Genomic DNA, 23,099 nt, shown 5'->3' with positions numbered 1-23,099 from the left:
ATATTAAAATGATACGATTACAAAATATAAACCTAACCTCTCCTGAAGCAATACAGAGATTAGCTAATAATCACGCAATCGCTGTAAACCTACGGGATGCGTTTCCATATCCTTATACGATTGAGGATGCTATTACATTTCTCGGTTTAGCCGAAAATGGTGTATTAGGGCATGTTTTCGGAATATATGAGGACGATACATTTGTCGGTTGTGGTAGTTTAATACCACAACATGACGTATATCGTATTAATGCAGAGATAGGATATTGGATTGGAGAACCCTATTGGGGGAAAGGCTATGCTACTGAAACAGTAAGGCTATTATTAAATATTGCTTTTGAAGCACTTAACTTATTGAGGGTTTATGCAAATATTTACGAATATAATATAGGTTCAATGAAAGTGTTAGAAAAAGTGGGTTTTGAAAAAGAGGCTGTTATTAAATCCTCAGTAATAAAAGAGGGGAAAATAATTAATGAACATTTATACAGTATTAGAAAGACATGAAAAAAGATATAGGTGAACATATTATCAGCAAATTGGATTTGCCGGATATAGTTAAGATACTATCTGATGAATTAAGTGGGTCGGAACTGAACACTATTTTATTGGAGGTTTTTAACAGGCGCATCCAGCAAGAAACGCCCTCGTCTTTATTAAATAAATACGAGAGGAATAAACTTGTCAAACCTGCCAATATAGATGTTTTAAGGTACAAAGAACAAGAATTGACGTGCTATAAAGTATTAGCCAGCAGAGGATTTGAACCGATAGAACATTCTCCTGCCGCACAGTTGGGAACGAGTAGTGTTGTTGCTACCGTAGACCAAAAGAAAGTGTTGACGGCTTTAAGAAATACAGAAATGCAGGCAGATCCAACCAATGCAACAGCCTTGCATTATGCTTCATTAAAGAAAAAAGGCGGATTAGGTAGCCGAACCTACAACTACAGTAATATTTCACGGATTATTCGGACACAGGTATTTGACAATCCTAATTTTACTCCTCATTTTTCAGTTATTTGCCTGATTTCCTGTGGTAAAGATACAGGGAGTTTTAATTTTGAAAAAGAGGAACTATTTAAACACCTGACAGCATCGTATGACGTTTTACGAAGTTACAGCTTTGAACATATATACTTCGAGATTATCCCATGCAAAGGGTATGACGGTCGAAGCTCATTAATTACAGAGTCAATATCATATGTTCAGAAAAACAGCGACCATATAAAAGTATCGGTTGTCGAACCCGACTATGAAAATAACTATTACTATGGCTTTCGGATAAAAGCAAAAATAGTAGTAGGCGAGAATGTGATTGAGATTGGCGACGGTGGGTTGCTCGACTGGACACAACAACTTCTAACCAACAGGAAAGAACGCATGATGACAATGGGTATTGGCTTTTCGGTACTACATGCAATAACAAAATAACATGGTCAAGGGCAAAGTCATATTTGAAGATGAAGAAAAAATAGAGATTAAATATCCCTGTTTTGAACTAAAGGATACGGAAACATCAAGCCGCAAGCGGTTTTTAGAAATTTCTTCCTTTTTACTTCACAAAAAGAGTAAATTTCTAAAAAGTATTGCCTTATCTATTCCCTGAATGAAAGAAAGGTATATCAAATAAAAAAAGAAAAAAATATGTGTTGGTTTGTGAGAAATAATTCGTAGATTTGCAATGAGTTATTTGAGGAAATGCAGCGCAAAACGCAGAAATTAGCACGGTTGCCAACTCGTTACCTCGTCCGCTGAAAAACCAACCTTACAGCCTTTTATTCAAAAGGTTATCTCCCTAAGATAATTTTATAAAATAAAATGATAACAATAATTCATTTAACTAATTGAATATAAAGTTAAAATAATTCTATTTTCCACGTTGTACTCTTCCCGCTAATCCGAATCGATATAGAAAACTGGTAACTCTGACAGGCAGAATTAATTTCATTGCGAAAGTATTATCAATGCTAATTATTTTGACTGGTTGCTTTTGTTGATCGGTTTCTATTCATCAACCTGTTGTTGTTACTGATAAACCATATCGCTATAGGGAAATAATCATGAATCATTCTCTGATGGGTAGAGGGAAAGCCTTACTGGACAAACAACTTCAGGCTTATGCAACGAGCATGGCGAACCGTTCAGAATCGTTTTCTTTGTTAAATGCCGGGTTGAGCCGCTATCAACTTACGATTGATGGACTGGCGGTACCTTTATCGGTTTTACAGGTTGAAGGGAATGAGCACTTAAGTCAGCTTTGGCAATATCAGATACAGTTTACTGCTGACCATAGCTTGTCTATGTCGCAGGTTCTAAGTGAGAAAGCCATCTTTACGCTGTCAGCAATAAACAATACCGATCCTATCGGGAAGTTAAGTGAATCATTAGCATCAGCGTTTAGCGTCTATGACAATGTGTTATCGCCATTGTCGGGCAGAGAAAAACGAACAGGTTTATTGAATGAGGAGAACGCGGATAAATCACGCGTCCTGTATGGTGTCATTACCTCATTTAGCCAACTGGCGGTATCAAAGGACCAGACCCACTATCAAATTACGCTGTCCCCCAGAATTTCCCTGTTAGCTCAAACTCAGGGTTGTGCCATTTATCAAAACCAAACCGTTCCTCAAATTGTTGAGTCTGTTTTACGCCAGCACGATTTCACCGGTGTGGATTTTCGTTTTGAACTGACAGAAAACTACCCGGTTAAAGAATTTGTGACTCAATGGCAAGAGAGCGATTTAGCCTTTATTCAACGAATCGTGGCGGACAGTGGTATCTGGTTTCGTTTTGAAACTCACGACAAACATAGCTGTGATGTGGTGATCTTTGGTGACTCAGAACAGCAGTATCAGGATGGGCCAACAGCCAGCTATCGCCAACCATCGGGAAATAATGATGAGGGTGTGGCGTCCGTTTGGGATATGTCGGTGGTGCGCAAAACGGTGCCGCAAAGCGTTCTGACTCAGGATTATAACTATCGTGATGCTCTGGCGGACATGCAGGTAGAGGTGAATCAGGCGCAAAAAGATAAAACCACCCGAGGGCAGGTTTATCTTTATGGTGAGCACTATCGGCAGAAAGGAGAAGTTATTAGCCGTGGCGGCGGTGAGTTAGCGGCGTATGCTGACGCCAATTCTGATATCAACCAATTTCCGGATGATGAGCAACCTGTTGGTCAGGGAGCCTGGTATGCCCGAATACGGCATCAACGGTTTATAACGGAACAGGTGATGATTCAGGGTAAGACCACGTTATTTAATTTAGTACCGGGACAGATACTTACCGTTAATGATGTGCCGATCAGCGAAGCACTTCCGGGAATACTGATTGTTGCCGTACAGAGCACCGGTAATCGCGCCGAGTCATACCAAATTGAATTTACCGCTATTCCTTATGATGTGCAGCGCCCTTATCGACCAGCAATCATGCCATGGCCCACGATTAGCGGCACGCTGCCTGCCAGAGTGACCAGCCCGGATAATGATACTTACAGCTATATCGATATTCAGGGACGTTATCGGGTAAAAATGGATTTTGACCTGAATGATAGCTGGCGCAAAGGCGAAGAGAGCCTGTGGTTACGTCAGGCAAAACTCTACGCTGGTGATACTTATGGCATGCACTTTCCATTAATTGATGGCACTGAAGTGGCCATTGCATTTACCGGAGGTAATCCGGACCGGCCCTATATTGGCCATGCCATGCATGACTCCCGTCATCCGGATCTGGTGACGATTGCCAACCATAAGCGAAACGTGATTCGTACCCCGGCCAATAATAAGTTACGCATGGGCGATGAGCGAGGCCTTGAACATATTAAGCTGGCCACAGAATACGGTAAAACCCAGTTAAATCTGGGTCATCAGGTTGATGCCAGTAGAAATAAACGCGGTGAAGGGTTTGAACTGCGTACCGATCAGTGGGGAGCCATTCGGGCAGGCAAAGGATTATTGATTAGCGCAGACGACCGCAGTCAGGCCCGTTCTGTGCAATTAGATTTAGACGAAGCTCGCTCTCAGTTATATCAGGCTCAGGATATTTGCCAGTCTTTACGAGCGGCGGCGGAACAGGCTCAGGCTGAACTGGCCGATTTAGAACGACAAAAAACGCTGCTGACGGAAACGCTGGATGAGTTAAAAAAATCCGCCATCTTACTCTCCGCTCCGGAGGGAATAGCCCAAACGACACCAAAGAGCATTCAACTGGCCGCCGGTGAAAATATTATCGCCAGCAGCGGCGAAAATACCGATTTCAGCGTGATGAAGACATTTACATTGGCGGCGGGAGAACGGTTAAGTTTGTTTGCCCAAAAGCTGGGAATTAAGCTGTTTGCTGCCAAAGGCAAAGTAGAAATCAGGGCGCAGGGGGATGAAATGCAGTTGGATGCATTAAAAGACCTGTCAATCTTTAGTCATCAGGGAAAAGTGGTCATTGCGGCAAAGCAAGAGATTGTACTGACCTGCGGCGGCGGATATATCCGTATTGCTAATGGTGAAGTGGAAATTGGCGCGCCGGATAGGCTGATTCAACGGGCTGATGTATGGCAGAAGTTTTCCGGCCAAAGTATCAGTCAGGTATTGAACCAATATGGCGATGCAAAATTTGCCGTGACGCCACAGGTACAGTGGCAACAGGATGGCTCTCCAGCGCGAAACCAGCGGGTATTGGTGCGGCGAGATGATGGTACCGAGATGGAAATGACCACCGATGAAAACGGACTGCTGGCGCTACAAAACAGTCTGTTTGCTGAAAATTTGTCTATCACCATTATTAAGGGTAAGGCGTAAATGATGGCTAAGGGAAATCATCAAACCTATTCCACCCGACAGGACCAACATGGCAGAGAGTCGGTTAGTGTCACCACGGCGAAAGCGGAGGAGAATAAGCGCGCGGTGGTTAATGTGGATGATAAGCGGGTTATTCCGGTGGTGTTTTGCCGGGGATAATGGGGAGTAATTTGAAAACCAAAACAGACAATCCTGACGAGACGGATGAATTATGGCGGTTGGATAGTGCACTCAGCTTAATTAACTGGAGCTATCCAAACAGTGATGCACGGAAAAGAAAGTTAAAACTGGATCCTGATTTGGTTGAAGTTGATAGTGATGGATTGTTTTATCCTTATGTAGGCGTGTCACAACTTAACGCGTTATCTGACCAATATAAAATTGATGATAATAGTACCGCTGAAGAGATAGAAGCGTATCAAGAGGCGTTAGCCAGACTTATGGCGGATGACCCGGAAGCTAAACTTTTTGGCGGGCGTAAAGAGCGGGGATGGGGCGAAGTCGCCAGGCTAAGCTATGGCGAGTTTTTAGATACCCTACAACACGCCCTGCATCGGGATAAGCTCTCTCCATCGGGTATTTGCCAGCAGTTGGTGGGCGAAATACTGAAGGTTGAACATAGCAGGCAAAATGAAGCGCTGGAAAATGCCGAGTTAAAGGTTCTTGAACAGTACCTGTTTCCGGTTCATGCCATGGGATATTGCTGGCTGGGCTCCAATGCCGATTCAGCCAACGCTCTGGCAAAGCGAATTGAATCTATCCAGGCTTTTTATCGTGATAAAGGGTTTAAGTGCCATAAAGTGATTTTAGTGACTCATTCTATGGGGGGCCTGGTAGCCCGTTACTACTCGGAAGTACTGGGAGGAAACGCACAGATTTACGGTGTAGTACATGGGGTATTGCCCTCTGTGGGTGCTGCCGCCACCTATACCCGAATGAAGCGGGGCACCGAGAACCCACTATCAGATATTGCCGGTTATGTCACCACCCAGATTCTGGGCAGAGATGCAGCAGAGATGACGGCGGTTTGTGCCCAGTCACCGGGAGCGTTACAGCTGTTGCCTGCACCGGAATACGGCATGGGCTGGCTAAATATTATCGATCGTCACGGAAATAAAGAAAGCTACCCTAAAGTCGATCCCTATAGTGAAATTTATACCTGTAAGGATAAGTGGTGGCGGCTGGTGGATCCCCACTTATTAAACCCGTTAAATGAAAGAGGAAATAAATGGGTATTCGAGCAAAATTGGAAGGGGTTTGAAAATATTATTTATAGACATGTTAAAAAATTTCAGAGTGATATATCCGGGAAATACCATCCAAACACTTATTCCTTTTACGGTCTTGATGACTCTTTTGTCAGTAAAGTGGAAGCGTCTCATACAACCCAGCAAACCGCCATATGGAAAGGAACGTTATGGATGGCCGAGGAAAATACGTATCCCGTGCCCTCCAGTGCTCTTCCCGGAGAACAGCTGGATAAACGTGAAGTCATGCAGCATCGCACCATTTCGGACGTTTTATCTGCCAATGAACGGGACTATCAGATTGTGGGTACCGGCGGTCCGGGAGATTATCGGCAGCGAACCAGCGTATATGTCGGGCAACGCTTTACCCTACAGGATGCCGCAGAAAATGGTGATGGCACAGTACCAGTCATATCGGGAGTGATTGCGGATAAGCATTTGGTCTCCCGCCTGCCGTTAAAAGTTGAGCATGAACCGGCCTATAAAAAACCTATCGCCCAGAAATTTACCCTGCGCGCCATTATTAAAATTGCTCAGGAGGTAAACAATGATCCGCTTATGGCTTTTAAAGCTTAGGGCCTTAGCCCGCTGGCAGCAGGCGGCATTACTGGCTGGTTTATTGATTATATTAACCGTTGGTTATATTAAATATTTTACCCTGTATCGTTATTTAACCGACAAGGAGCAGTCTATGGTAAATGAATTATTACAAAATGCTCAGACGCGCTGTATAGGTGTTTATTTAATTGATTTACCAATGGAATTAAACCCAAAAGGTGGGATGTTATTTAAATTTAATGGGTTACATGGCCCGATGCTGGAAAGCAAAATACAGTACAAGGCCCCTTTTGAACAGTTTATTCAACGGAGAGAGTTAGAGTTAAAAGGGACGAAACCTGTTGATGCGAAGGATGGCGAATACTTAAAGAGAGTCTATTTATCACATGATGGTATGACTGGAAAAGTATTTGAGAGAATGGAGAGTATAAGTATGCCAGATGTAGCCAGAGTGTTAGAAGGCTACAAATGGGATAATGATATAACATTCAAAATAGAAATGAAGGCTGATGATGGTCGTGCTTCCCGATATGATGAAGATAGGAAAGTCTACGTCCATTCATTTGATTATAATATCCCGCAAAAATTAGATGAACTTACGGCCTTATTTAAACGCCTTCATGCTCGTAATGACATAATGATTCCAAATAAACCGGGGCTTTGCATATTACAAGGAGTATTGGATGGTTCTCCTGTTGAAGAGTACATTTTAGGGTTTAGTTATGCCCATCAGAATATTTCCGGATTATCTATTCGCTTTGACACGATCAACTTTGGTGCTGATAGCTATTCATTACTGGATCAGGATGAAAGAGCAATAACCCGAGGGAAATCAAAAACGGTATATAAAGGACGACGTACTGCTAATGGTTTACCAATAGAGGAATGGATAGTGAGTGGAGATCTGTTTAGTGAAAATAAAGGCTCTCAATTTTTCCTGGCTATTTATGAGAAAGAATCCAGCATTAAAAAGCCTAAATTTACTATTCGAATGAGTTACCGGATACCTAACGATATAAAAAAACAACAGGTATTAACCGAAGCCGAACTCATCACCTTCTGGAAAGAAATCACCTCCACCATCCGGTTGAGAGAAAATGCATTTGAACAATAATTTTAGGTGGATAAATAGCAAACTCCAGAAACTTACCCTGCACGCCATTATTAAAATTGCCAGGGAGGTAAACAATGATCCGCTTATGGCTTTTAAAGTTTAAGGCCTTAGCCCGCTGGCAGCAGGCGGCATTATTGGTTGGTTTATTGATTATATTAACCATTGGCTATATTAAATATTTTACCCTGTATCGTTATTTAACCGACAAGGAGCAGTCTATGGTAAATGAATTATTACAAAATGCTCAGACGCGCTGTATCGGTGTTTATTTAATTGATTTGCCAATGGAATTAAAGCCAGACGGTGAAATGTTATTTAAATTTGATGGGTTAGATGGCTCGATGCTGGAAAGCAAAATCCAGTACCAAGCGCCTTTTGAACAGTTTATTCAACGGAGAGAGTTAGAGTTAAAAGGGACGAAACCTGTTGATGCGAAGGATGGCGAATACTTAAAGAGAGTCTATTTATCACATGATGGTATGACTGGAAAAGTATTTGAGAGAATGGAGAGTATAAGTATGCCGGATGTAGCCAGAGTGTTAGAAGGCTACAAATGGGATAATGATATAACATTCAAAATAGAAATGAAGGCTGATGATGGTCGTGCTTCCCGATATGATGAAGACAGGAAAGTTTACGCCCATTCATTTGATTATAATATCCCCCAAAAATTAGATAAACTTATCAATTTATTTAAACGCCTTCATTCCCGCAATGATATATCTATTCCAAATAAACCGGTGCTTTGTATATTATACGGTTTTATTGATAACCCACTGTTAGCTGATTATTATCAGGAGGTTAATTATTATCATAATGATATTAATAATCTAAAAATTAATTTCAGAACAGAAAATTATGCTCCGGAGGATTATTCATTATTGGAGCAGGATTCCAGAGTCATTGGCTTGCACGAATACGGCACTATTTATAAAGGTAAGCGAGAGGTTAATGGACTACCCGCAGAAGAATGGTTGGTAGGGGGACGATTAGTTGAAGAGAGACGTAGTTTTCATGGCTATCTGTTTTATTTAAGGATATATGAAAAAGAGTCCAGCATGACGAAGCCGAAATTCAGTGTGACTATGTATTATAAAACTGACAAGTTACCTCCGGAAAAAATATTAACCGAAGCCGAACTCATCACCGTCTGGAAAGAAATCACCTCCACCATTCGTTTACGAGAGAGCGCATTTTAAAATGATGATTATCTATATTGGTGTCAAATCAGTATGAGAGGAATTGTTTGTCTTGGTGATGCAACTGACCATGGCGGCAGGGTGATTACTGCATCATCTTCACTCTATTTTGAAGGGAAAGTGGTGGCGCTGGTGGGCGATTTGGTCTCTTGTCCCGTCGATGGACATGGTGTTAATCCGATTATTGAAGGTGACAACACCCTGTTGGATAATGGCAGAGCGGTGGTGACCCATTTTTGTCTCACCGCCTGCGGCTGCCATGTGTTATCCAACGCGCCTTATAACAGCAGTGAGGGTTAATGATGGGCTGGCCAATAAGTCAATTGACGGAATACCCTGAACCAAAATGGTTGGTGTGGTGGCGATGGGGGCTGTTGTTGCTGGTTTTTATCGCAATTGGATTTGGTATCAGCCTCTGTTTCGGATCCTGGAGAGAGGAGGATGAGCGGCTGTTTTGGCTATCTGGATTTCTGCTGCCGGCATTTATCTGGTTGATAGCATTAGGTATCAGGACCAGTCATTATCTGGCTGAGGCCAAAATACGTGAGGCCTGGGAACGAGCCGAACGGGAAAATATTGCTGAATGGCAAATATGGAGCCGGATGCAGTTACCGGTTTTAGCGCAGGCGCTGTTGACGCCAGAAGAGAAGGGAATTGAGCTTTTAATCGGCGATCCCAAAAACATTCCAGCCTTCCCTAAGAAGAGCCGTCCACTCTATATTTCGTCACTAAATAGCGATCAACCCGCATACGCTTTTTTAACGCATATTCATAAGCAGCTTGAAGATAGCTATCCGAACTATCGCCGCAATCTGGCTACTATCTATATTTCAGCGCATCTTTTTACGGATAAAGCATTAACCGAAGTCATTTACCATCAATGGGATCTCTATCCACAGCCAATTGAAAGCTATGCCGATTTAATATCAGAACTGTTTGCTTCTCCACCGGACTTACCGGTAATGATCTTAAGCAGTCAGTACTGGAAAAATGCTGATAAACAGCCATATAGTGAGATGGTTTCAGCACAGATTGTGTCATCTAAGCGGTTTATTCAGCAAATGAACATTGAACCTGTTATTTGGATGGGGCGACTAATGCCATCGTCAGCCGCAACGCTTAACGACGACTTGCAGCAACTGTTTTCTTTTAATCGTTTATCGGCTAAAGACTCATCGGGGATCTGGCTTTCTGGTATGGATAAACAAAACTCAGCGGTACTGGCTACTTTCGCTTATCAGACCCAACTTTCGCTCAATCCTGAACATCCATTCCATCTGCTGGATCTCTCATTTGCTGAAGCGGGACCAGAAATGGGTGGGTTACTGTCAACGGTGGCAGGCTCAGCCGCCCGAATGACAGGGATGCATCAACTCTATTTGTGTCAGTCGGATAAAAGCAGTGAAGGTTTACTACTGCAATTAATGAGCGCAGAAAAATTTAACTAAACTTGAAAGCAGGCCACCGATGGTTTGCCGGATTAGTGACAAACCATCGGTGAGAGGGGGGAGCGCTAAATATCAGCGGCGTATCTTCTCAAAATGAGTGGCAAAGTTTTTTGCTGCCTCAATATAAGACTCTTCTTTAATTTTGATGATCTGGTTCAGTTTGGTTTGATCCGACTGGAAAGGAACACTCATAAACTCACTTTCCGTATTGGGTGGGGTATACATTACCCACATGCCGTTTCTCACATCAACACTGGCAAAACGAATGCTGTAGCGTAGCAGTTTGGTCTCTTTAGGGATTTCTCCGTTGTGATAAGGCAGCCAGACTACCTGAATGTTATCTTTATCCGGCATACCCAGTTCAAGGGTTCCCCAATAGACAATGATCTTGTCCTGCCTGGCTTTTGCGGAGGCCAGGCGTAAAGAGCGGATATAGTTAGGCTGCGGCGCTTCTTCCTGTTCCTCATTTTTTCTGGCAACCGGAGAGCGCTGTTTAGACGGTGACAGTCCGGAATAGACCGAAACGCTGAAGTAATTCATCATCTCCTGCTGCATCACCGCATCCGGCACGGTAGCACCGGATTGCACTAACACAATTTGTGCCCGGCTGGGGATCAAAAAGCTGCTCTTACTGGCTTCTCTTACCGCCTGTTGAATATCATGTTCAGTAATCTCCACAAAAGGGTCGATATCTAATACTTCCTGTTCCGTTAGCCCATTTTTTGCGGTTAAACCGGCGGCTCTGGATTTAAAATCCGGGCTGGATGAGCAGCCGGAAAGGGCTACAGATAGCAGCAGTAACAGAGGCAGGAAGCGTCCTGAAGCAAAATATTTATGTGACCGCATGGTGTTGTCCTTTTATGCGTAAAACAGCAATCGGGCTGATTAACGTTTTTCTTTGAGTAATTGGTGATACTGGCTTAATAAACTGTTTAACCGCTGTTCCAACAGCTGGTTCTTTTCTGGTATCGACTGTTCAGCTTCAACCAGTTGCCTTAGCACTTCTTCAACCGGCTCTTGTTCACTCAACTGACGCTGAATGGCGGTAAGGGAGTTCCTTAATTGCGCGTAAGCCGGGGGATTTCGCTGCGATTCTGCCTGATTTAGCTGACGGATCAGGGTAGCAATTTTCTTTTGCACTTGAACGTAATTGTCATTTAGTGAGTTTTGATTACGCTGGGTGCTGAGAAATTGTTCCCATTGCTGTTTGATCGAAGCGGCTTTTTTGGAGTCAGGCCACAGCTGAACTATCAATGCACTCAGGTTGTCACCGTAATATCGGCTGGCCAGCGGTGATTGACCGGCGAGGGCGGTCAGCTGTTGCTGATAAGCGGTTAAATCTGGCTGTGGGCGATAAAATGGCTCTGTTTGTAACTGATTAGCATATTGAATGATTTCCTGCTGGGGTAACGCGGAGAACAGGTGCGTTTCCATCAGCCGTGGAGGTTGCTGATGCCCATACATAAAGCCGATAAATGCCGCGCTGGCAAGCAATACACCAACGATAAAACCATGCCATGCCTTGACTCTGGGGGCGGGTGGCGGAGGTGAGAATGGCAAATTAACCGATACTGGCTGTTGAGATACCGGAGCCTGATGAATATGAACCGGCGTCTGAGCCTGTTCAGGTTTTTCTACGACTTCAGGAACTGACTTAGTTTCGGGTTCCGGTGTGATTTCAGGAGGTAATATCGACTGTTGTCGATCCTGTCTGAGTTGCTCTACCGCCCGTTTTTCCAGCGTTTCACGGGTGTTAATGACAAACTTGTACAACTCAATAACTTTGGATTCTTTTTTTAACTTCCGCGACTGCAATACTTCGGCAATACGTTTTAACGGCTGCTCTAACTGCAACAACAGGGGGATATCCGCCGCTTTAAATTTATAGTTACGGATGTCTTGTCCAATCCGGTTATTCAACCAGTCCAGCATCTCTATACGGGCGGTTTCACTTTCGGGCCATAGCGTATCCCAATAGCGTTCAATCAATTCAGCTATCAGGGTACAACCCTCGCTAAAGCCGGTCAGACCCGCAAGTCGGGTTTCTGCCAGTGTGGCGTAACAGGCGGTTTGCAGATCAATACCATTTTTACTGAATAACTCTGAGGACAGGGTTTTAATCAGTTCAAAATCAACCTCAGAGGCCGCAGGGTTGCTGAGTTTATTAACTTCATTGCGTATTTCTGTAAATTCCAGGTAATTACGCGGGTCGCTCCCGGCATGGAAATCCCTGTGCATAAACGAACCTCCCAAAAGGGCCGGACGCTGAGTCCGGCCATACTGCACTTAATACAAGGTGTCTGGTAAGTTGAACTGGCTAAATAGTCCACCGGCAAACGGATTATCGGATTCATCAATAAACACGCGATAGATGATGTAGCCGTTGTCGATGTCATAGCGCACATCAAACGAGTTATTGCTGACGTTGGTTAACTTGCCGGAGTTAATCATGCGTAACAGCCCCCAGGCGCTGGTGTAGCTCAGGGTCTTATTGCTGCGTTCGCCACCCACCAGTGTCAGTTTACTTTCTACGTTATCCCGCATGGAGTTCGGCCAAATCAGACGCACTGGAATGCTGCTGGAGTGGCGGTATTCCACTAACTGTCCGTCCAGATTCAGGATGCCGCGACGGCGGTTGCCCGACATATTGATCGGTTGAATAGAGAACTGAATGCCTAAGCCATTTTGCTTCTTAAAGAAGGTCCGGCGGATCTTCTCGGCGATGTCTAACTGGCGCAGGATGTTTGGATGAATCAGGGATTTATCCGATTCATTCATGCTCCATTCATTATCAATAAACACTTTCAGGTTTTGCTGATAGAAGGAATCCAGCGTTCCGCCGTAGCCAAAGAAGCGTTCAAATTCGCTTAACGGTACGTCCAGTTTTGCGCCCGGCGAGAATGGATAGCGTTGTGCAAGACTCTGGCGATATGGGGTGACCACTTTGTCATTCCATTCCACCTCCAGCGAGCGAATCGCTTCAATCATGATCACGTTCCACACTTCGGTTGCCAGCTCGTTAACCCAGCGGCCAAGCGGTTCCGGCAGGGATTTAGACAACTGCTGCGCTTCGAAAATCGGGTCGCTGTTGTTATTACTTAACCGCAACTGAACCGCCTGCAAGGCTGATTTCCCCGGTGACGGTGAGTTCTGAATTGCCATCAGATAGCGGTGCAAATCGGTTAACTTCAGGCTGACGTTGCCTAAGGCGCTGATCTGATCCTTATCTTCAATGGTAACGCTGTTCTCTTTGGTAAATTGATGACTGAGATAGTTAAGCAGCTTGTAATCGCGCCCTTGTCCGGTAGCGGTGGTATTGAGTAACTTGGAACCATCACCCAGCACAGACTCTTTAGGGTTGGTGTTTTCCCGCAGTAAATCCATAATGCGTTTGAACACATATTCACCGCTGGTGATCTGCTCCAGTCCGGCAATCGCGTCCGGAATATCGGCAAATTTGCGGATATGAATATTGTTATAGGCATTGTGCCAGGTGGTGATGTAATCGTTCAGATACAGCGAAGTGATCTGCTTTTGTATCTCTTCCCGATCTGCTTTGCTGTAGTTTACATCCTGAGTGATATCCAATACCCAGCTGTCGAGCGAGGTATAGTTAATCAATGACTCATCCTGAAGTACGAAGAAGTTGGTCAATCCCGAGCGTGTTAGCAGCTGTGGCACTTTTAGCAGGGCTTCATTATCGGCAACAAAGATGGAGTCAAAGCTGGCACCCACCTGATTTCGGATGTTTAAATCATTGGGCAGTGCGGTCTTGGCTTGTCCATGTAACCCCTGATAAACCCGACGATAGATAGACAAACGGCGTAAATCTACCTGTGCATCTTTGATGCTTTGCTCATAAGGCAGATAGCTTTCAATAGCCAGCCGGTTCTTATTTATGCGCTCGGCTTTCCAGTCGATATGGTCGAGTGCATATGAAAGATGCTGTTCCAGTTGGATCTGAATATCGTTTTGGCCTTTAAAGGCGGTGCTCCAGCGGTCAATCATATAGTTCATAACGGCGGTTTTGTCCCGGCCGGTTTCATCTTCAATCATGCGCATAATACGCAAAATGCGAAGTTTATTGTCGCTGCCTTCTTTCTCTTTCAGTAGCTGTTGCTCCAGACCATTCATAATGGCCGGCAGGAAGCGCTGCATCAGTAAATTCAGGTAAGTGGATTCCACATAAGGGCCAATTTTATTGCCCTGATACAGCCCCATATCCGAAAGCACACTGCGCTTGTTGTAGTCACCATAAGCAAAGGTTGCCTGACTCACCGGGTTGAGCAGGGGCAGTTGCAAGGCGCCCAGATAGTCTTTTTGGTCAGGCAGTTCGATTTCTACATACTGTTTCGCATTGGCAAGGACTTCGTCTCCCGCTTTATGGTTATAAGAGTAGAAATACTGCCAGCCAGCAAGGAAAATGACCGCAATACCGGCAGCGCTGGCGCTCCAGCGGTACAGGCGCTTACGAGTATCATTGCGATACTGTTCGTTTTTGCCTGCCAGTTGAGTCTCTTCAAACAGCAGGTTGTTTAGCAGCTCGTGGGTAAAATAGGGGTGAGAAAGCTGGCTTTGCCAACTTGGGTAGATCTGCTCCGGCAGGTTGTATTGAGACGCCGCCGATTTAACAAACAGATCTTCCATTTGTCCTTTTTGCTGTGAGGAGGTGAGGTACAGCCCACGCAGCAGAAACTGATTATGTTCTGAAGAGAACAGACCATGATCGATCAATTCCTGAACATAGTCTTTAATCCCGTTAATCTGACGGATAAAGGTAAACAGCTGACTGCGCTGGCTCACGTCGACGTTATTCAGCATCATGCCTGGCATGGCGCTGTTGAGCTGATGGAGCCACTGCTGCCAGAAGTTATTGAGCGTTTTTTTCCAGTCGGATTCATCGGTTGGGAAGGTAATACCTAAAATCTCTTCCCGCTGTTTTTTATCCAATGCCTGATACATGGCACCAAAGCCATACAACAGGTCAAACTTGGTTAACACAATATATACCGGCAGACTGGTATGCAGCGTACTGGAAACCTCACTTAAACGCGCCTTTAGCGCCGCGATGTAATTTTCTCGTTCTATTTTGTTGAAGGTGCAGAACTGATAGAGGTCAACCGTCAGGATAATACCGCTGAGTGGCTGTACCGGTCTGACTTCAACTAACCATGACAACAGATTTTTCCATAATTTTTCATACAGAGTTGGCAGAGCATGGTCGGTAGGCTGCTCCAGCAACACGCCATCCGCTTCAACAATCACCGCCTGATTGTTAAGCCAGCAATGGACCAGCTGTTGATTTTCTGGTGCATACAGTTCATTAAGCTTACAGCCTTCTTTCAGGAAGGTGGTTTTCCCCGAGCCGCGATTACCCAACACCAGATACCAGGGTAACTTATATTCTGCGTTTTTTACCGCCAGTTGTTTTTGTAAATTGACCATCCAACGGTTGAGATAACGTTGTTGAACGCTAACTTCCATTTCAACCGGATCTTTTACTTCGCGTTTGGTCTGCTTTTGCTGCATACGCAGCCGGCGGTTGGATAACTCCAGATGTAGCACCGCCCATATCATGGCGCTTAGAATAGTGATTAAGGTAATCAGCCAACGGCGAACCGATGGGGAAAACGGCTTAGCCCCCAGAATTTCAAAGTCATCACCATAGGTCCACATCCAGAACATGGCCAGCAGCCATATTGCCACCACAATAAAAATGCGTTTGCTCTTAATCGCTGAGCCACCGGGTAGCTTCGAGAGTTTGGATGCACCGGGAAGCTTTGGCAGTTTTGGCAACCGGGGTTTGAATATTGATGGCAACTTCATGATGACTCCTTGTTACCTAAGGTCTCTTTTAATTCGTTACAGCTATCAAAGAATGAGGGTTCCCATTCCTGAGCGGATAACTGAGTTGTCCTGTGGATTAAATTTTCCAGCTGGTGGTTGGCTATTTTGTGACAGCCCGCCTGTTTGAGTAGTTGAATGGTGCTGAGCTGGCTATAAGAGAGTGAACGAGGTTGGTCACTGGCGGCCTGTTCCAGACTATCCAGCGCGGCCTGTAATCCTTCCGTGTCAAATAACGCCAGCGCCTGTTGATACTCTTCATTGGTTGCCTGACGACTCTCTTTCTGGTTAAACCACTTTTGGGTTTTCTCATTCATAAAGGGTGCGCCATTAGAGAAGCACAGGGACTGACAGTCGGGAAAACGTTCCAGAAAATACTTTAGCTCGTTGCGGATAACATCTGCGATGCCTGAATGGCCTAACTTGTCAGCAATGCGTGCTGACAGACAGTGACCGTCAAACCAGTAAGGGGAGTAGGCGATAGTATTTTCCACTTTGGCCCACAGGGCATAACTGGCCTGACTGAATTCTCGATCAAACTCGCTGATTTTCTCTGCGGGTAACGGTGGTACGGTAGTGACATGATTGCCTGCCGCCGGAGGAACCGAAGCATTAAACCAGATGGCGTGACGCCGCAGCTGAAAACAGAGCGGTGTGCTGAACGATCTCTCTGCTTCAATTTCGGCAATTTTGAGCAGCGTTTTACTCCAGGCGCGTTCAGAGGAATCATCCAGATGAACGTGAGGCAGTGGCTTTGAGGCAACTGCCGGTTGTGCCTGTGATGTCGGGACAGATGCGCTGTGGCTGGCCGGGGCAGGGCTGACCGTTTGAGCGACAGGCAGCTCGGTAATGGATGATTTGGCATAGCTGACAATCAGCTTATCCAGCTCTTCACAGAGCGCAGAGTCGCTTTGCCATAGCTGCTTAAGGCGAATAAACTCTTTGGTGGATTGTTCACGTTCTTCTTCAATCGCGGCATGGCAAAAAGCCTCTTTTGCATTGCTGAAACGTTGAATAATCATTTGGGCAATGCGACGCTTATTCTTTTGCGGGGCAGCGATATCCCAATAGGTTTCAACATAGTCAGCCAATAACGCAATCGCCAGTAGAATACTGGCCGGACGCTCACTGCGCTGTAGGGTATTCGCCAGATGAGCCAGCAGGCGAAAGTCTTTGGTTTCTTCAGCGAATAAATTGAGTATACGATCCTGAACGTCGGCGATATTGACGGTTTCATGGCTAATAGTGCCTAACTTGGCCATTTCAGAGTCAATATATTCCCAGTCGCTGTTATTTGACGCGATGGCCTGTTGCTGCTGCGCCGGAGACAGTGGCTTAAGCAGCAAATCGCGCCAGGGATGTTGTGCAATAAATTCCATCGCTAATTTACCATCTGCATGCTTGTCGAAGGGGGGCTATCTCTTTCGATAATCCGGAGATCGGGAAAGAAAGCCCGTTTAACGCCGGGTTTTCTGATTCAATCAGTAGCGTTTCTGCATTCAGCAACCGTGATATTTCAGAGATGCCCGGTAAGCCCCGACTGCTTTCCAGCAGCAGCCCGTTATCGCGAATAAACCAGTGGGAGCGAAACGACACGCCGGTATTGGTTTTTAACAGAATATCGCTCTCCTGCTTATTGAGTAGCGGAGTAAAGAACGCGATTTGCATTCGGGTAATATTGTCCTGACAGCTGAAAATAAGAACCGGCCGGGGAGGCTTCGTCCCCAGTGCCGGTGTGGTAATAATGACTTCCGGTGACAGTGCGCCTTCGGCACTGGCAATCAAAAATCCGGTTGAGTGCGGCTCCCGCTGTTTTTCCAGCGCCAGTGCCTTTTTCACCGTATCGCTACGTTCAGATTCGGCAGTTTGTGGCACAGCGCCCTCCTGAGTTTTAAACAGGTTGTCATAACAGGCTAAACGCAGCAGTGGAGACTGCTCATTGCGGCACTGGAGCAGACTTTTCTCCAGTCCGGCGGCATCTTTGAGTTGAGACTGCGGAGTGACGGAGAAAGAGGCCAGTGAAATCAAGATGAGCAGCGGCCATTGAACAGGAGAAAGCCCGGCTATTCGCATATCGGCTCCTCACCTACATAGGAGATAAACTGGTTATCTTCAATGCTGAAACGAACGTAATCGATAGGTTCATTGGCCGCCATTTTGTTGAGCAATTGCAGAGAGACTGGCGGCAGCAATTGACCATCGATAATAGATTCCAGCATCCGTGCGCCGTTTTCAGAACGCGTCGCCCTGGCAATGATTTGCTCATGAACGTCATCATCAAATACTACCGATGCGCCAAATTTGCCCTGTAGCGTTTTTTCCAGCTTATGCAGTTTGCCCTGAACAATAACTGTCAAAACCTCTTTAGACAGCGGAAGGTAAGGTACGATTTCCATACGCGCCAGCAGGGCTGGCTTAAAGAAGTCAGCTAACTCTTTATACAATCGATCGTTAATCTCTTCCGGCTGATTGGCATACTCCACAATGGTTTGATAACCAAGGTTAGAGGTCAGGAAGAACACAATGTTTTTGCAGTCAATAATACGGCCTTCACCATCTGCCAGTTCGCCTTTATCAAACGCCTGATAGAACAGATTGAGCACGTCCGGGTGGGCTTTTTCCACTTCGTCCAGCAACACCACGGAATAGGGTTTTTGACGAATGCTTTCGGTCAGAATACCGCCTTCGCCGTAACCCACATAGCCAGGAGGTGAACCAATCAGACGCGAAACGGTATGTTTTTCCTGATATTCCGACATATTGATGGTGGTCAGATACTGGCGACCGCCAAACATCAGTTCAGCTATCTGAATTACCGATTCGGTTTTACCTACGCCGCTGGGCCCAACCAACAGAAATGCACCTAACGGACGTCCGGCGCGGCGTAAATCGGCGCGGGCGGTGAGCAGGTGCTTATGCAAGTTTTCAATGGCCAGATCCTGGCCTTTGATTTCTACGCTAAGGTATTTAGGCAATTCGGTAACGATAGACAGTTCGTTTTGCGAGATACGATTAAGTGGAACCCCGGTCCATTCAGCAATCACCGAAGAGATCTGCTTTTTATCCACGTGAGGAGAAACCAGTAACTCTTCTTTTTGCAGTTCAACTAAATCAATGTTCAGTAGGGTTAGCTCTTCCAGCAATGCCTGTTCGGTTTGAGCTGCGTCATCGCTATTTTCTTGCTGCGGATTCTCATATGTTGCTTCTGTTTCTGTCTCGGTTTCTGTCAGCGCCTTAGCCTGAGGTTCTGCCGGAGAAAGTAAGATCCCTCTGAGTTCAATGATACGATGAACCAGCGTTTGCTGTTTCTGCCACAGGGCATTGATACGCTCGAGCTGTTTTTGTGCATCATCACATAATGCTCTTAACGCACTGATGCGAGCAGCATTGTCTTTCAGGCCTAAACGGTGTTCCCGTTCCAGTAAATCAATCTCTTCATTTAACTGATGCAGGGTGTTTTCCAGCACCGAAACCTGACGAGGAGGAGAGGTTAAGTTAATGGCGATTCGGGCACAGGCGGTATCCAGCACGTCGATGGCTTTATCCGGCAGTTGACGACCAGAAATATAGCGAGAGCTCAGGTAGGCGGCTGCCTGCAAGGCATCATCATCAATCAGAACGCCATGGGATTCCTCATAGATTTTACGCAGTCCGCGCATGATGATAACCGCTTCATCGGCAGTAGGTTCACTCACCTTAACCAACTGGAAACGGCGGGACAGGGCGGCATCTTTCTCAAAGTATTTTTTGTACTCGCTCCAGGTAGTGGCGGCGATGGTTTTGAGTTCACCCCGGGCCAGAGCAGGCTTCAACAGGTTAGAAACATCCAGTCCGCCCTGTTGGTTACCGGCACCAATTAAGGTATGTGCTTCATCAATAAACAGAATCACTGGCGTAGGGTAGTGTGTCACTTCAGGCATAATGCCTTTGAAGCGTTTTTCAAATTCACCTTTAACCGAAGCTCCGGCCTGAAGAGCACCCAAATCAAGGGACATTATTTGAGTACCGCGCAGTTTATCCGGCACTCGATCCTGTGCAATTCGGATAGCCAGACCTTCAATCAAGGCACTTTTACCCACGCCGGCATCACCAACGACAATCGGGTTGTTTTTTCTGCGGCGGGAAAGGATATCCACCATCAGATCGATTTCTTTATCACGACCCAGTACCGGGTCCAATTTGCCGTCAATGGCCTGTTGCGTGAAGTTAGTGGCATATTTGCCTAGCAGCGAAGCCTCACCGCCGCTGGCATCACCGGCACCAAGGGTTCTGCCGGTCGGTTTTTCAGCTACGCTTTCTGCGGAACCGGCAGTCCAGTGATGAAACTGGCTTTGCAGCAAATCTTTGTTAATTTGCGTGAGCAACTGAGCTACCGGCTTTGACACATAGCGATTAGGGCTATGCAGCAACGCCAGCAAGATAACGCCGGTACGCAGGTTACTCTCTTTTAGCTCGGCGCTGCCAAGCAGCAGGGCATCTTGCAATAGCTCAACTAACAGCGGGGAGAAACTGGGGGTGGTTTGCCCCTGTTGGGCATTATCCACCGGAGTCTGTTCCAATAACTGACGCAGGCTTTCTGGCTCAATATTGGCTTTAGATAAAATTTGCCGAATATCACAGAGTACGGTTTCCAGGCTCTGCAACAGGAAGTGCGACACGGTAATTTCGGAACTCTGTGAGTTCACGCAGGTTGCAGCAGTACTTTCAAAGATATGTCGGCTAACGGGATTTAGCTGTTGGATTAATTTTGGCAGTTCAATACGGATCATCGCTAATTCCTTTTATTTAAGCAGCATATTCAGTTGTTCTAAAATACTGGCGCTTTGCGAATTGAGTTTGGACAGATAGATAAAATAGGCCAGTAGCAGAATACCTACCACACCAATAACGATATGGCGGGTGGTCAACTGTTTAGGTAAAAAGTAGCGGGCAGGTTTTTTCGCACCCATATGCAGACGGGTTGATGCAGGCTCGCCGTTGAGTGATTGCAACAGACTTTGCAACCGACGGAATAATCGTTCAAATTCATCATTATTGGCGTTCTGCACTTTATAACGTCCGCGAAAACCCAGACCAAAGCACAGATAAATAAATTCCAGCATATCTTTGTAACGTTTAGGTTCATTCATTAAACGTTCGGTAATCTGGAATACCCGCTCACCGCCCCAGCCTTCATTATGAAAGTGAATCAACAGCGACTTGTGGCTCCAGTATTTGGCCAGCGAGGAGTCAGCGCTCATCACGCATTCATCGATAAAGGTACAGAGCACATAGCGGAAAGTAACAATTGAACCGGGCTCATAGCCTTCCATTTCTAAAAACTGTTCAATGCTTTCGATATCAGTTTGAACCTGACGATACAGGTAGTCAGGTTCAGGAAGGTCTACAGAGAGATCCTGCATCCGCAGGATCATGCCCAACAGCGGCGTGGCGGCATCAATAATCGGGTTAACGTTGCGCCCACGCAGGGTTAATGAGTACTGTTCCAGCTTGTTCAGATAGCGGCTGGACTGGTCGGCTCCATGCCATAGTGGCTGTTCACTCATTATTTACTCCTTACTGCCCAGAACTGCAGGTCAAGCTCAGGGAAATTACCGGCAACGTGGAAAGCAATGCTGTTTGACTTGATAACTTCTTCCCATTCCGCTGCCTGACTGTCCAGTTGGAAATAGATGTATCCCGCATGGAATGGCAACTGAGGCGGCGCGGCAGACAATGGGGTAAGCGGAATACCCGGAACCTGCACGCGAACCAGATGTTCGATTTTGGTTGGGGTTGAAATTTTGGTTTGCTGTACAAACAGGCGAATAAGCTGGTCCTGAGGCAGCTGAGCTTTGACCGCCAGCACAAAGTTGGCGGTTCTTAGCAGTTCCACATCGTTAATCACCCCGGTATGTACACCGCTGCGATCGATTAATGGAATCGGCACCGCTCTTGGCGTCAGAACAATGCTTAATGCCAGTCGGGTTTTCAGGATCAAATCTCTGAAGGTACGCGTCAGATCATCATGGTTATACAGTTGGAAATCCTGAGCTGTTTTTGACTCAGAGGTGAAGGTCATCAACTCTGAACAGGTTTTGGTCAGCATTAAATACAGGGTTTCCGGATGTACGATCTGAGTGTGGGCCAGATGGCGATAGGTCGGCTTAGCGGAATTAAGTAACTGCAACATTAAGAATTCGGCAACGCCGGATATCCCCTGCTGAGTTGGAGAACCAATTTTATCCGACAGCTGCCTTGCCCGTTCCGCTACCAGGTTTGCCACTTCCTCCAGAAAGGTTTGCAGATGTTGTGCTACCCGAACTTTGGAAATGGTAGGAATAAAGGTTTCATCCAGCGTTAACATGCCGTCGGCACCCACTTCTTTTATGCGGCACAGGGGCAGCAACGTGTAGGCGCTCAGGTTGTCGGATCCTCTGATCAGGCGGGGAGCCAGTCGGGCAATGCTCACCTGCACATAGTTACCGTTTTGGGTGTGTAAATCCCGGATCTGATGCGGATGATGCTTAAAGCGGGATATCTCAGACAGATTATCTGAATCATGATGGATTTCAGTAATCGCATCGCTAACAATGGGCAGTGCCAGATAGATATCACGGCTATCGGTGCTGGGAATATCACGGATCTCAATGGGCTGAGGCGGAATATCTTCAAAAGGAATATCAAACAGGGTTCCGTCCGGCATAACACCGGCCGCATCGGTAATGCTCACGCGCCCCAGTTTCAGCATTTCGTGGTCAATAGAGAGTCTGCTGAAGCCATAAGAGTAATTAACCGCAGCATCCACTCTACCGTGAACTAAATAATCAATGTGTCTCTGCTGCTGTTGCAGATGCTGTGGTGCGATTGAAAGTCCTTCACGCCAGACTACGCGATTCTTATTTGCCATGTTATTCCC

The 23,099-nt window shown here is 45.8% G+C and carries 17 protein-coding genes; 9 read left to right on the top strand and 8 right to left on the bottom strand.

Translation table 11 applies throughout. From position 1 onward, the window contains the following. The first annotated feature begins 8 nt into the window (after positions 1-8). From EKN56_RS11985 to EKN56_RS11950, 9 genes are all read left to right on the top strand, one after another. Positions 9-506: a GNAT family N-acetyltransferase gene (locus EKN56_RS11985; RefSeq protein ID WP_130591995.1), complete on the top strand. Its 498-nt coding sequence runs from the start codon at positions 9-11 to the stop codon at positions 504-506. Beyond that, a complete protein-coding gene (locus EKN56_RS11980) occupies positions 503-1,432 on the top strand; it encodes a hypothetical protein (protein ID WP_130591994.1) in 930 nt (309 codons plus the stop codon). Before EKN56_RS11985 ends, EKN56_RS11980 begins: the two co-directional genes overlap by 4 nt. Positions 1,433-2,061: 629 nt before the next feature. Next, on the top strand, positions 2,062-4,791 hold the full coding sequence (locus EKN56_RS11975) for a type VI secretion system Vgr family protein (RefSeq protein WP_246019814.1): 2,730 nt from the start codon (positions 2,062-2,064) through the stop codon (positions 4,789-4,791). Further along, positions 4,792-4,950 carry a hypothetical protein gene (locus EKN56_RS21265; RefSeq protein ID WP_168189650.1) on the top strand — a complete coding sequence of 53 codons (159 nt, stop codon included), beginning with the start codon at positions 4,792-4,794 and terminating at the stop codon, positions 4,948-4,950. Positions 4,951-4,961: 11 nt separating this feature from the next. Further along, positions 4,962-6,614: an esterase/lipase family protein gene (locus EKN56_RS11970; RefSeq protein ID WP_246019813.1), complete on the top strand. Its 1,653-nt coding sequence runs from the start codon at positions 4,962-4,964 to the stop codon at positions 6,612-6,614. Continuing rightward, positions 6,586-7,710 (top strand): T6SS immunity protein Tli4 family protein, encoded by a 1,125-nt coding sequence (locus EKN56_RS11965; RefSeq protein WP_130591992.1) that lies wholly within the window; start codon positions 6,586-6,588, stop codon positions 7,708-7,710. Before EKN56_RS11970 ends, EKN56_RS11965 begins: the two co-directional genes overlap by 29 nt. A 74-nt stretch (positions 7,711-7,784) precedes the next feature. Further along, the gene (locus tag EKN56_RS11960; protein WP_130591991.1) at positions 7,785-8,909 is read left to right on the top strand and encodes a T6SS immunity protein Tli4 family protein; all 1,125 of its coding nucleotides are present in this window, start codon (positions 7,785-7,787) and stop codon (positions 8,907-8,909) included. 33 nt (positions 8,910-8,942) lie between these two features. Further along, the gene (locus EKN56_RS11955; protein ID WP_130591990.1) at positions 8,943-9,209 is read left to right on the top strand and encodes a PAAR domain-containing protein; all 267 of its coding nucleotides are present in this window, start codon (positions 8,943-8,945) and stop codon (positions 9,207-9,209) included. Further along, the gene (locus EKN56_RS11950) at positions 9,209-10,357 is read left to right on the top strand and encodes a hypothetical protein (protein ID WP_130591989.1); all 1,149 of its coding nucleotides are present in this window, start codon (positions 9,209-9,211) and stop codon (positions 10,355-10,357) included. Before EKN56_RS11955 ends, EKN56_RS11950 begins: the two co-directional genes overlap by 1 nt. A gap of 72 nt (positions 10,358-10,429) precedes the next feature. Here EKN56_RS11950 and EKN56_RS11945 read toward each other — a convergent pair whose 3' ends face one another. Genes EKN56_RS11945 through tssK form a run of 8 tightly spaced genes read right to left on the bottom strand, consistent with a single transcriptional unit; the run spans position 10,430 to position 23,090 of the window. Next, positions 10,430-11,203: a hypothetical protein gene (locus EKN56_RS11945; RefSeq protein WP_130591988.1), complete on the bottom strand. Its 774-nt coding sequence runs from the start codon at positions 11,201-11,203 to the stop codon at positions 10,430-10,432. Positions 11,204-11,242: 39 nt separating this feature from the next. Then, positions 11,243-12,595 carry a type VI secretion system ImpA family N-terminal domain-containing protein gene (locus EKN56_RS11940; RefSeq protein WP_130591987.1) on the bottom strand — a complete coding sequence of 451 codons (1,353 nt, stop codon included), beginning with the start codon at positions 12,593-12,595 and terminating at the stop codon, positions 11,243-11,245. A 48-nt stretch (positions 12,596-12,643) separates the two neighbouring features. Next, entirely contained in the window at positions 12,644-16,183 is a 3,540-nt protein-coding gene (gene tssM, locus EKN56_RS11935; RefSeq protein WP_130591986.1) for a type VI secretion system membrane subunit TssM, read from the bottom strand. Beyond that, positions 16,180-17,580, bottom strand: a complete 1,401-nt coding sequence (gene tssA, locus EKN56_RS11930) for a type VI secretion system protein TssA (protein WP_130591985.1) — start codon at positions 17,578-17,580, stop codon at positions 16,180-16,182. The genes tssM and tssA overlap by 4 nt, the downstream gene beginning before the upstream one ends. A gap of 7 nt (positions 17,581-17,587) precedes the next feature. Next, positions 17,588-18,274 (bottom strand): type VI secretion system-associated protein VasI, encoded by a 687-nt coding sequence (gene vasI / locus EKN56_RS11925; RefSeq protein WP_130591984.1) that lies wholly within the window; start codon positions 18,272-18,274, stop codon positions 17,588-17,590. Continuing rightward, positions 18,265-20,970 (bottom strand): type VI secretion system ATPase TssH, encoded by a 2,706-nt coding sequence (gene tssH, locus EKN56_RS11920; RefSeq protein ID WP_130591983.1) that lies wholly within the window; start codon positions 20,968-20,970, stop codon positions 18,265-18,267. The genes vasI and tssH overlap by 10 nt, the downstream gene beginning before the upstream one ends. 12 nt (positions 20,971-20,982) lie before the next feature. Then, the gene (gene icmH / locus EKN56_RS11915; RefSeq protein ID WP_130591982.1) at positions 20,983-21,747 is read right to left on the bottom strand and encodes a type IVB secretion system protein IcmH/DotU; all 765 of its coding nucleotides are present in this window, start codon (positions 21,745-21,747) and stop codon (positions 20,983-20,985) included. Then, entirely contained in the window at positions 21,747-23,090 is a 1,344-nt protein-coding gene (gene tssK / locus EKN56_RS11910) for a type VI secretion system baseplate subunit TssK (RefSeq protein WP_130591981.1), read from the bottom strand. The genes icmH and tssK overlap by 1 nt, the downstream gene beginning before the upstream one ends. Between the last annotated feature and the right edge of the window lie 9 nt (positions 23,091-23,099).

Source organism: Limnobaculum zhutongyuii, assembly GCF_004295645.1.
Lineage (GTDB): Bacteria > Pseudomonadota > Gammaproteobacteria > Enterobacterales > Enterobacteriaceae > Limnobaculum > Limnobaculum zhutongyuii.
The sequence above is the reverse complement of the archived record's forward strand: the minus strand, read 5'-3'. Positions and strand labels throughout refer to the sequence as shown.

What these genes read in the sequence shown, in the direction of transcription:
- EKN56_RS21265 (WP_168189650.1), top strand. Translation starts at nt 4,792, where the DNA reads ATGATGGCTAAGGGAAATCATCAAACCTATTCCACCCGACAGGACCAA.
- tssK (WP_130591981.1), bottom strand. Translation starts at nt 23,090, where the DNA reads ATGGCAAATAAGAATCGCGTAGTCTGGCGTGAAGGACTTTCAATCGCA.
- EKN56_RS11945 (WP_130591988.1), bottom strand. Translation starts at nt 11,203, where the DNA reads ATGCGGTCACATAAATATTTTGCTTCAGGACGCTTCCTGCCTCTGTTA.
- EKN56_RS11940 (WP_130591987.1), bottom strand. Translation starts at nt 12,595, where the DNA reads ATGCACAGGGATTTCCATGCCGGGAGCGACCCGCGTAATTACCTGGAA.
- EKN56_RS11965 (WP_130591992.1), top strand. Translation starts at nt 6,586, where the DNA reads ATGATCCGCTTATGGCTTTTAAAGCTTAGGGCCTTAGCCCGCTGGCAG.
- tssA (WP_130591985.1), bottom strand. Translation starts at nt 17,580, where the DNA reads ATGGAATTTATTGCACAACATCCCTGGCGCGATTTGCTGCTTAAGCCA.
- tssM (WP_130591986.1), bottom strand. Translation starts at nt 16,183, where the DNA reads ATGAAGTTGCCATCAATATTCAAACCCCGGTTGCCAAAACTGCCAAAG.
- icmH (WP_130591982.1), bottom strand. Translation starts at nt 21,747, where the DNA reads ATGAGTGAACAGCCACTATGGCATGGAGCCGACCAGTCCAGCCGCTAT.
- EKN56_RS11955 (WP_130591990.1), top strand. Translation starts at nt 8,943, where the DNA reads ATGAGAGGAATTGTTTGTCTTGGTGATGCAACTGACCATGGCGGCAGG.
- tssH (WP_130591983.1), bottom strand. Translation starts at nt 20,970, where the DNA reads ATGATCCGTATTGAACTGCCAAAATTAATCCAACAGCTAAATCCCGTT.
- vasI (WP_130591984.1), bottom strand. Translation starts at nt 18,274, where the DNA reads ATGCGAATAGCCGGGCTTTCTCCTGTTCAATGGCCGCTGCTCATCTTG.
- EKN56_RS11975 (WP_246019814.1), top strand. Translation starts at nt 2,062, where the DNA reads ATGAATCATTCTCTGATGGGTAGAGGGAAAGCCTTACTGGACAAACAA.
- EKN56_RS11985 (WP_130591995.1), top strand. Translation starts at nt 9, where the DNA reads ATGATACGATTACAAAATATAAACCTAACCTCTCCTGAAGCAATACAG.
- EKN56_RS11960 (WP_130591991.1), top strand. Translation starts at nt 7,785, where the DNA reads ATGATCCGCTTATGGCTTTTAAAGTTTAAGGCCTTAGCCCGCTGGCAG.
- EKN56_RS11950 (WP_130591989.1), top strand. Translation starts at nt 9,209, where the DNA reads ATGATGGGCTGGCCAATAAGTCAATTGACGGAATACCCTGAACCAAAA.
- EKN56_RS11980 (WP_130591994.1), top strand. Translation starts at nt 503, where the DNA reads ATGAAAAAAGATATAGGTGAACATATTATCAGCAAATTGGATTTGCCG.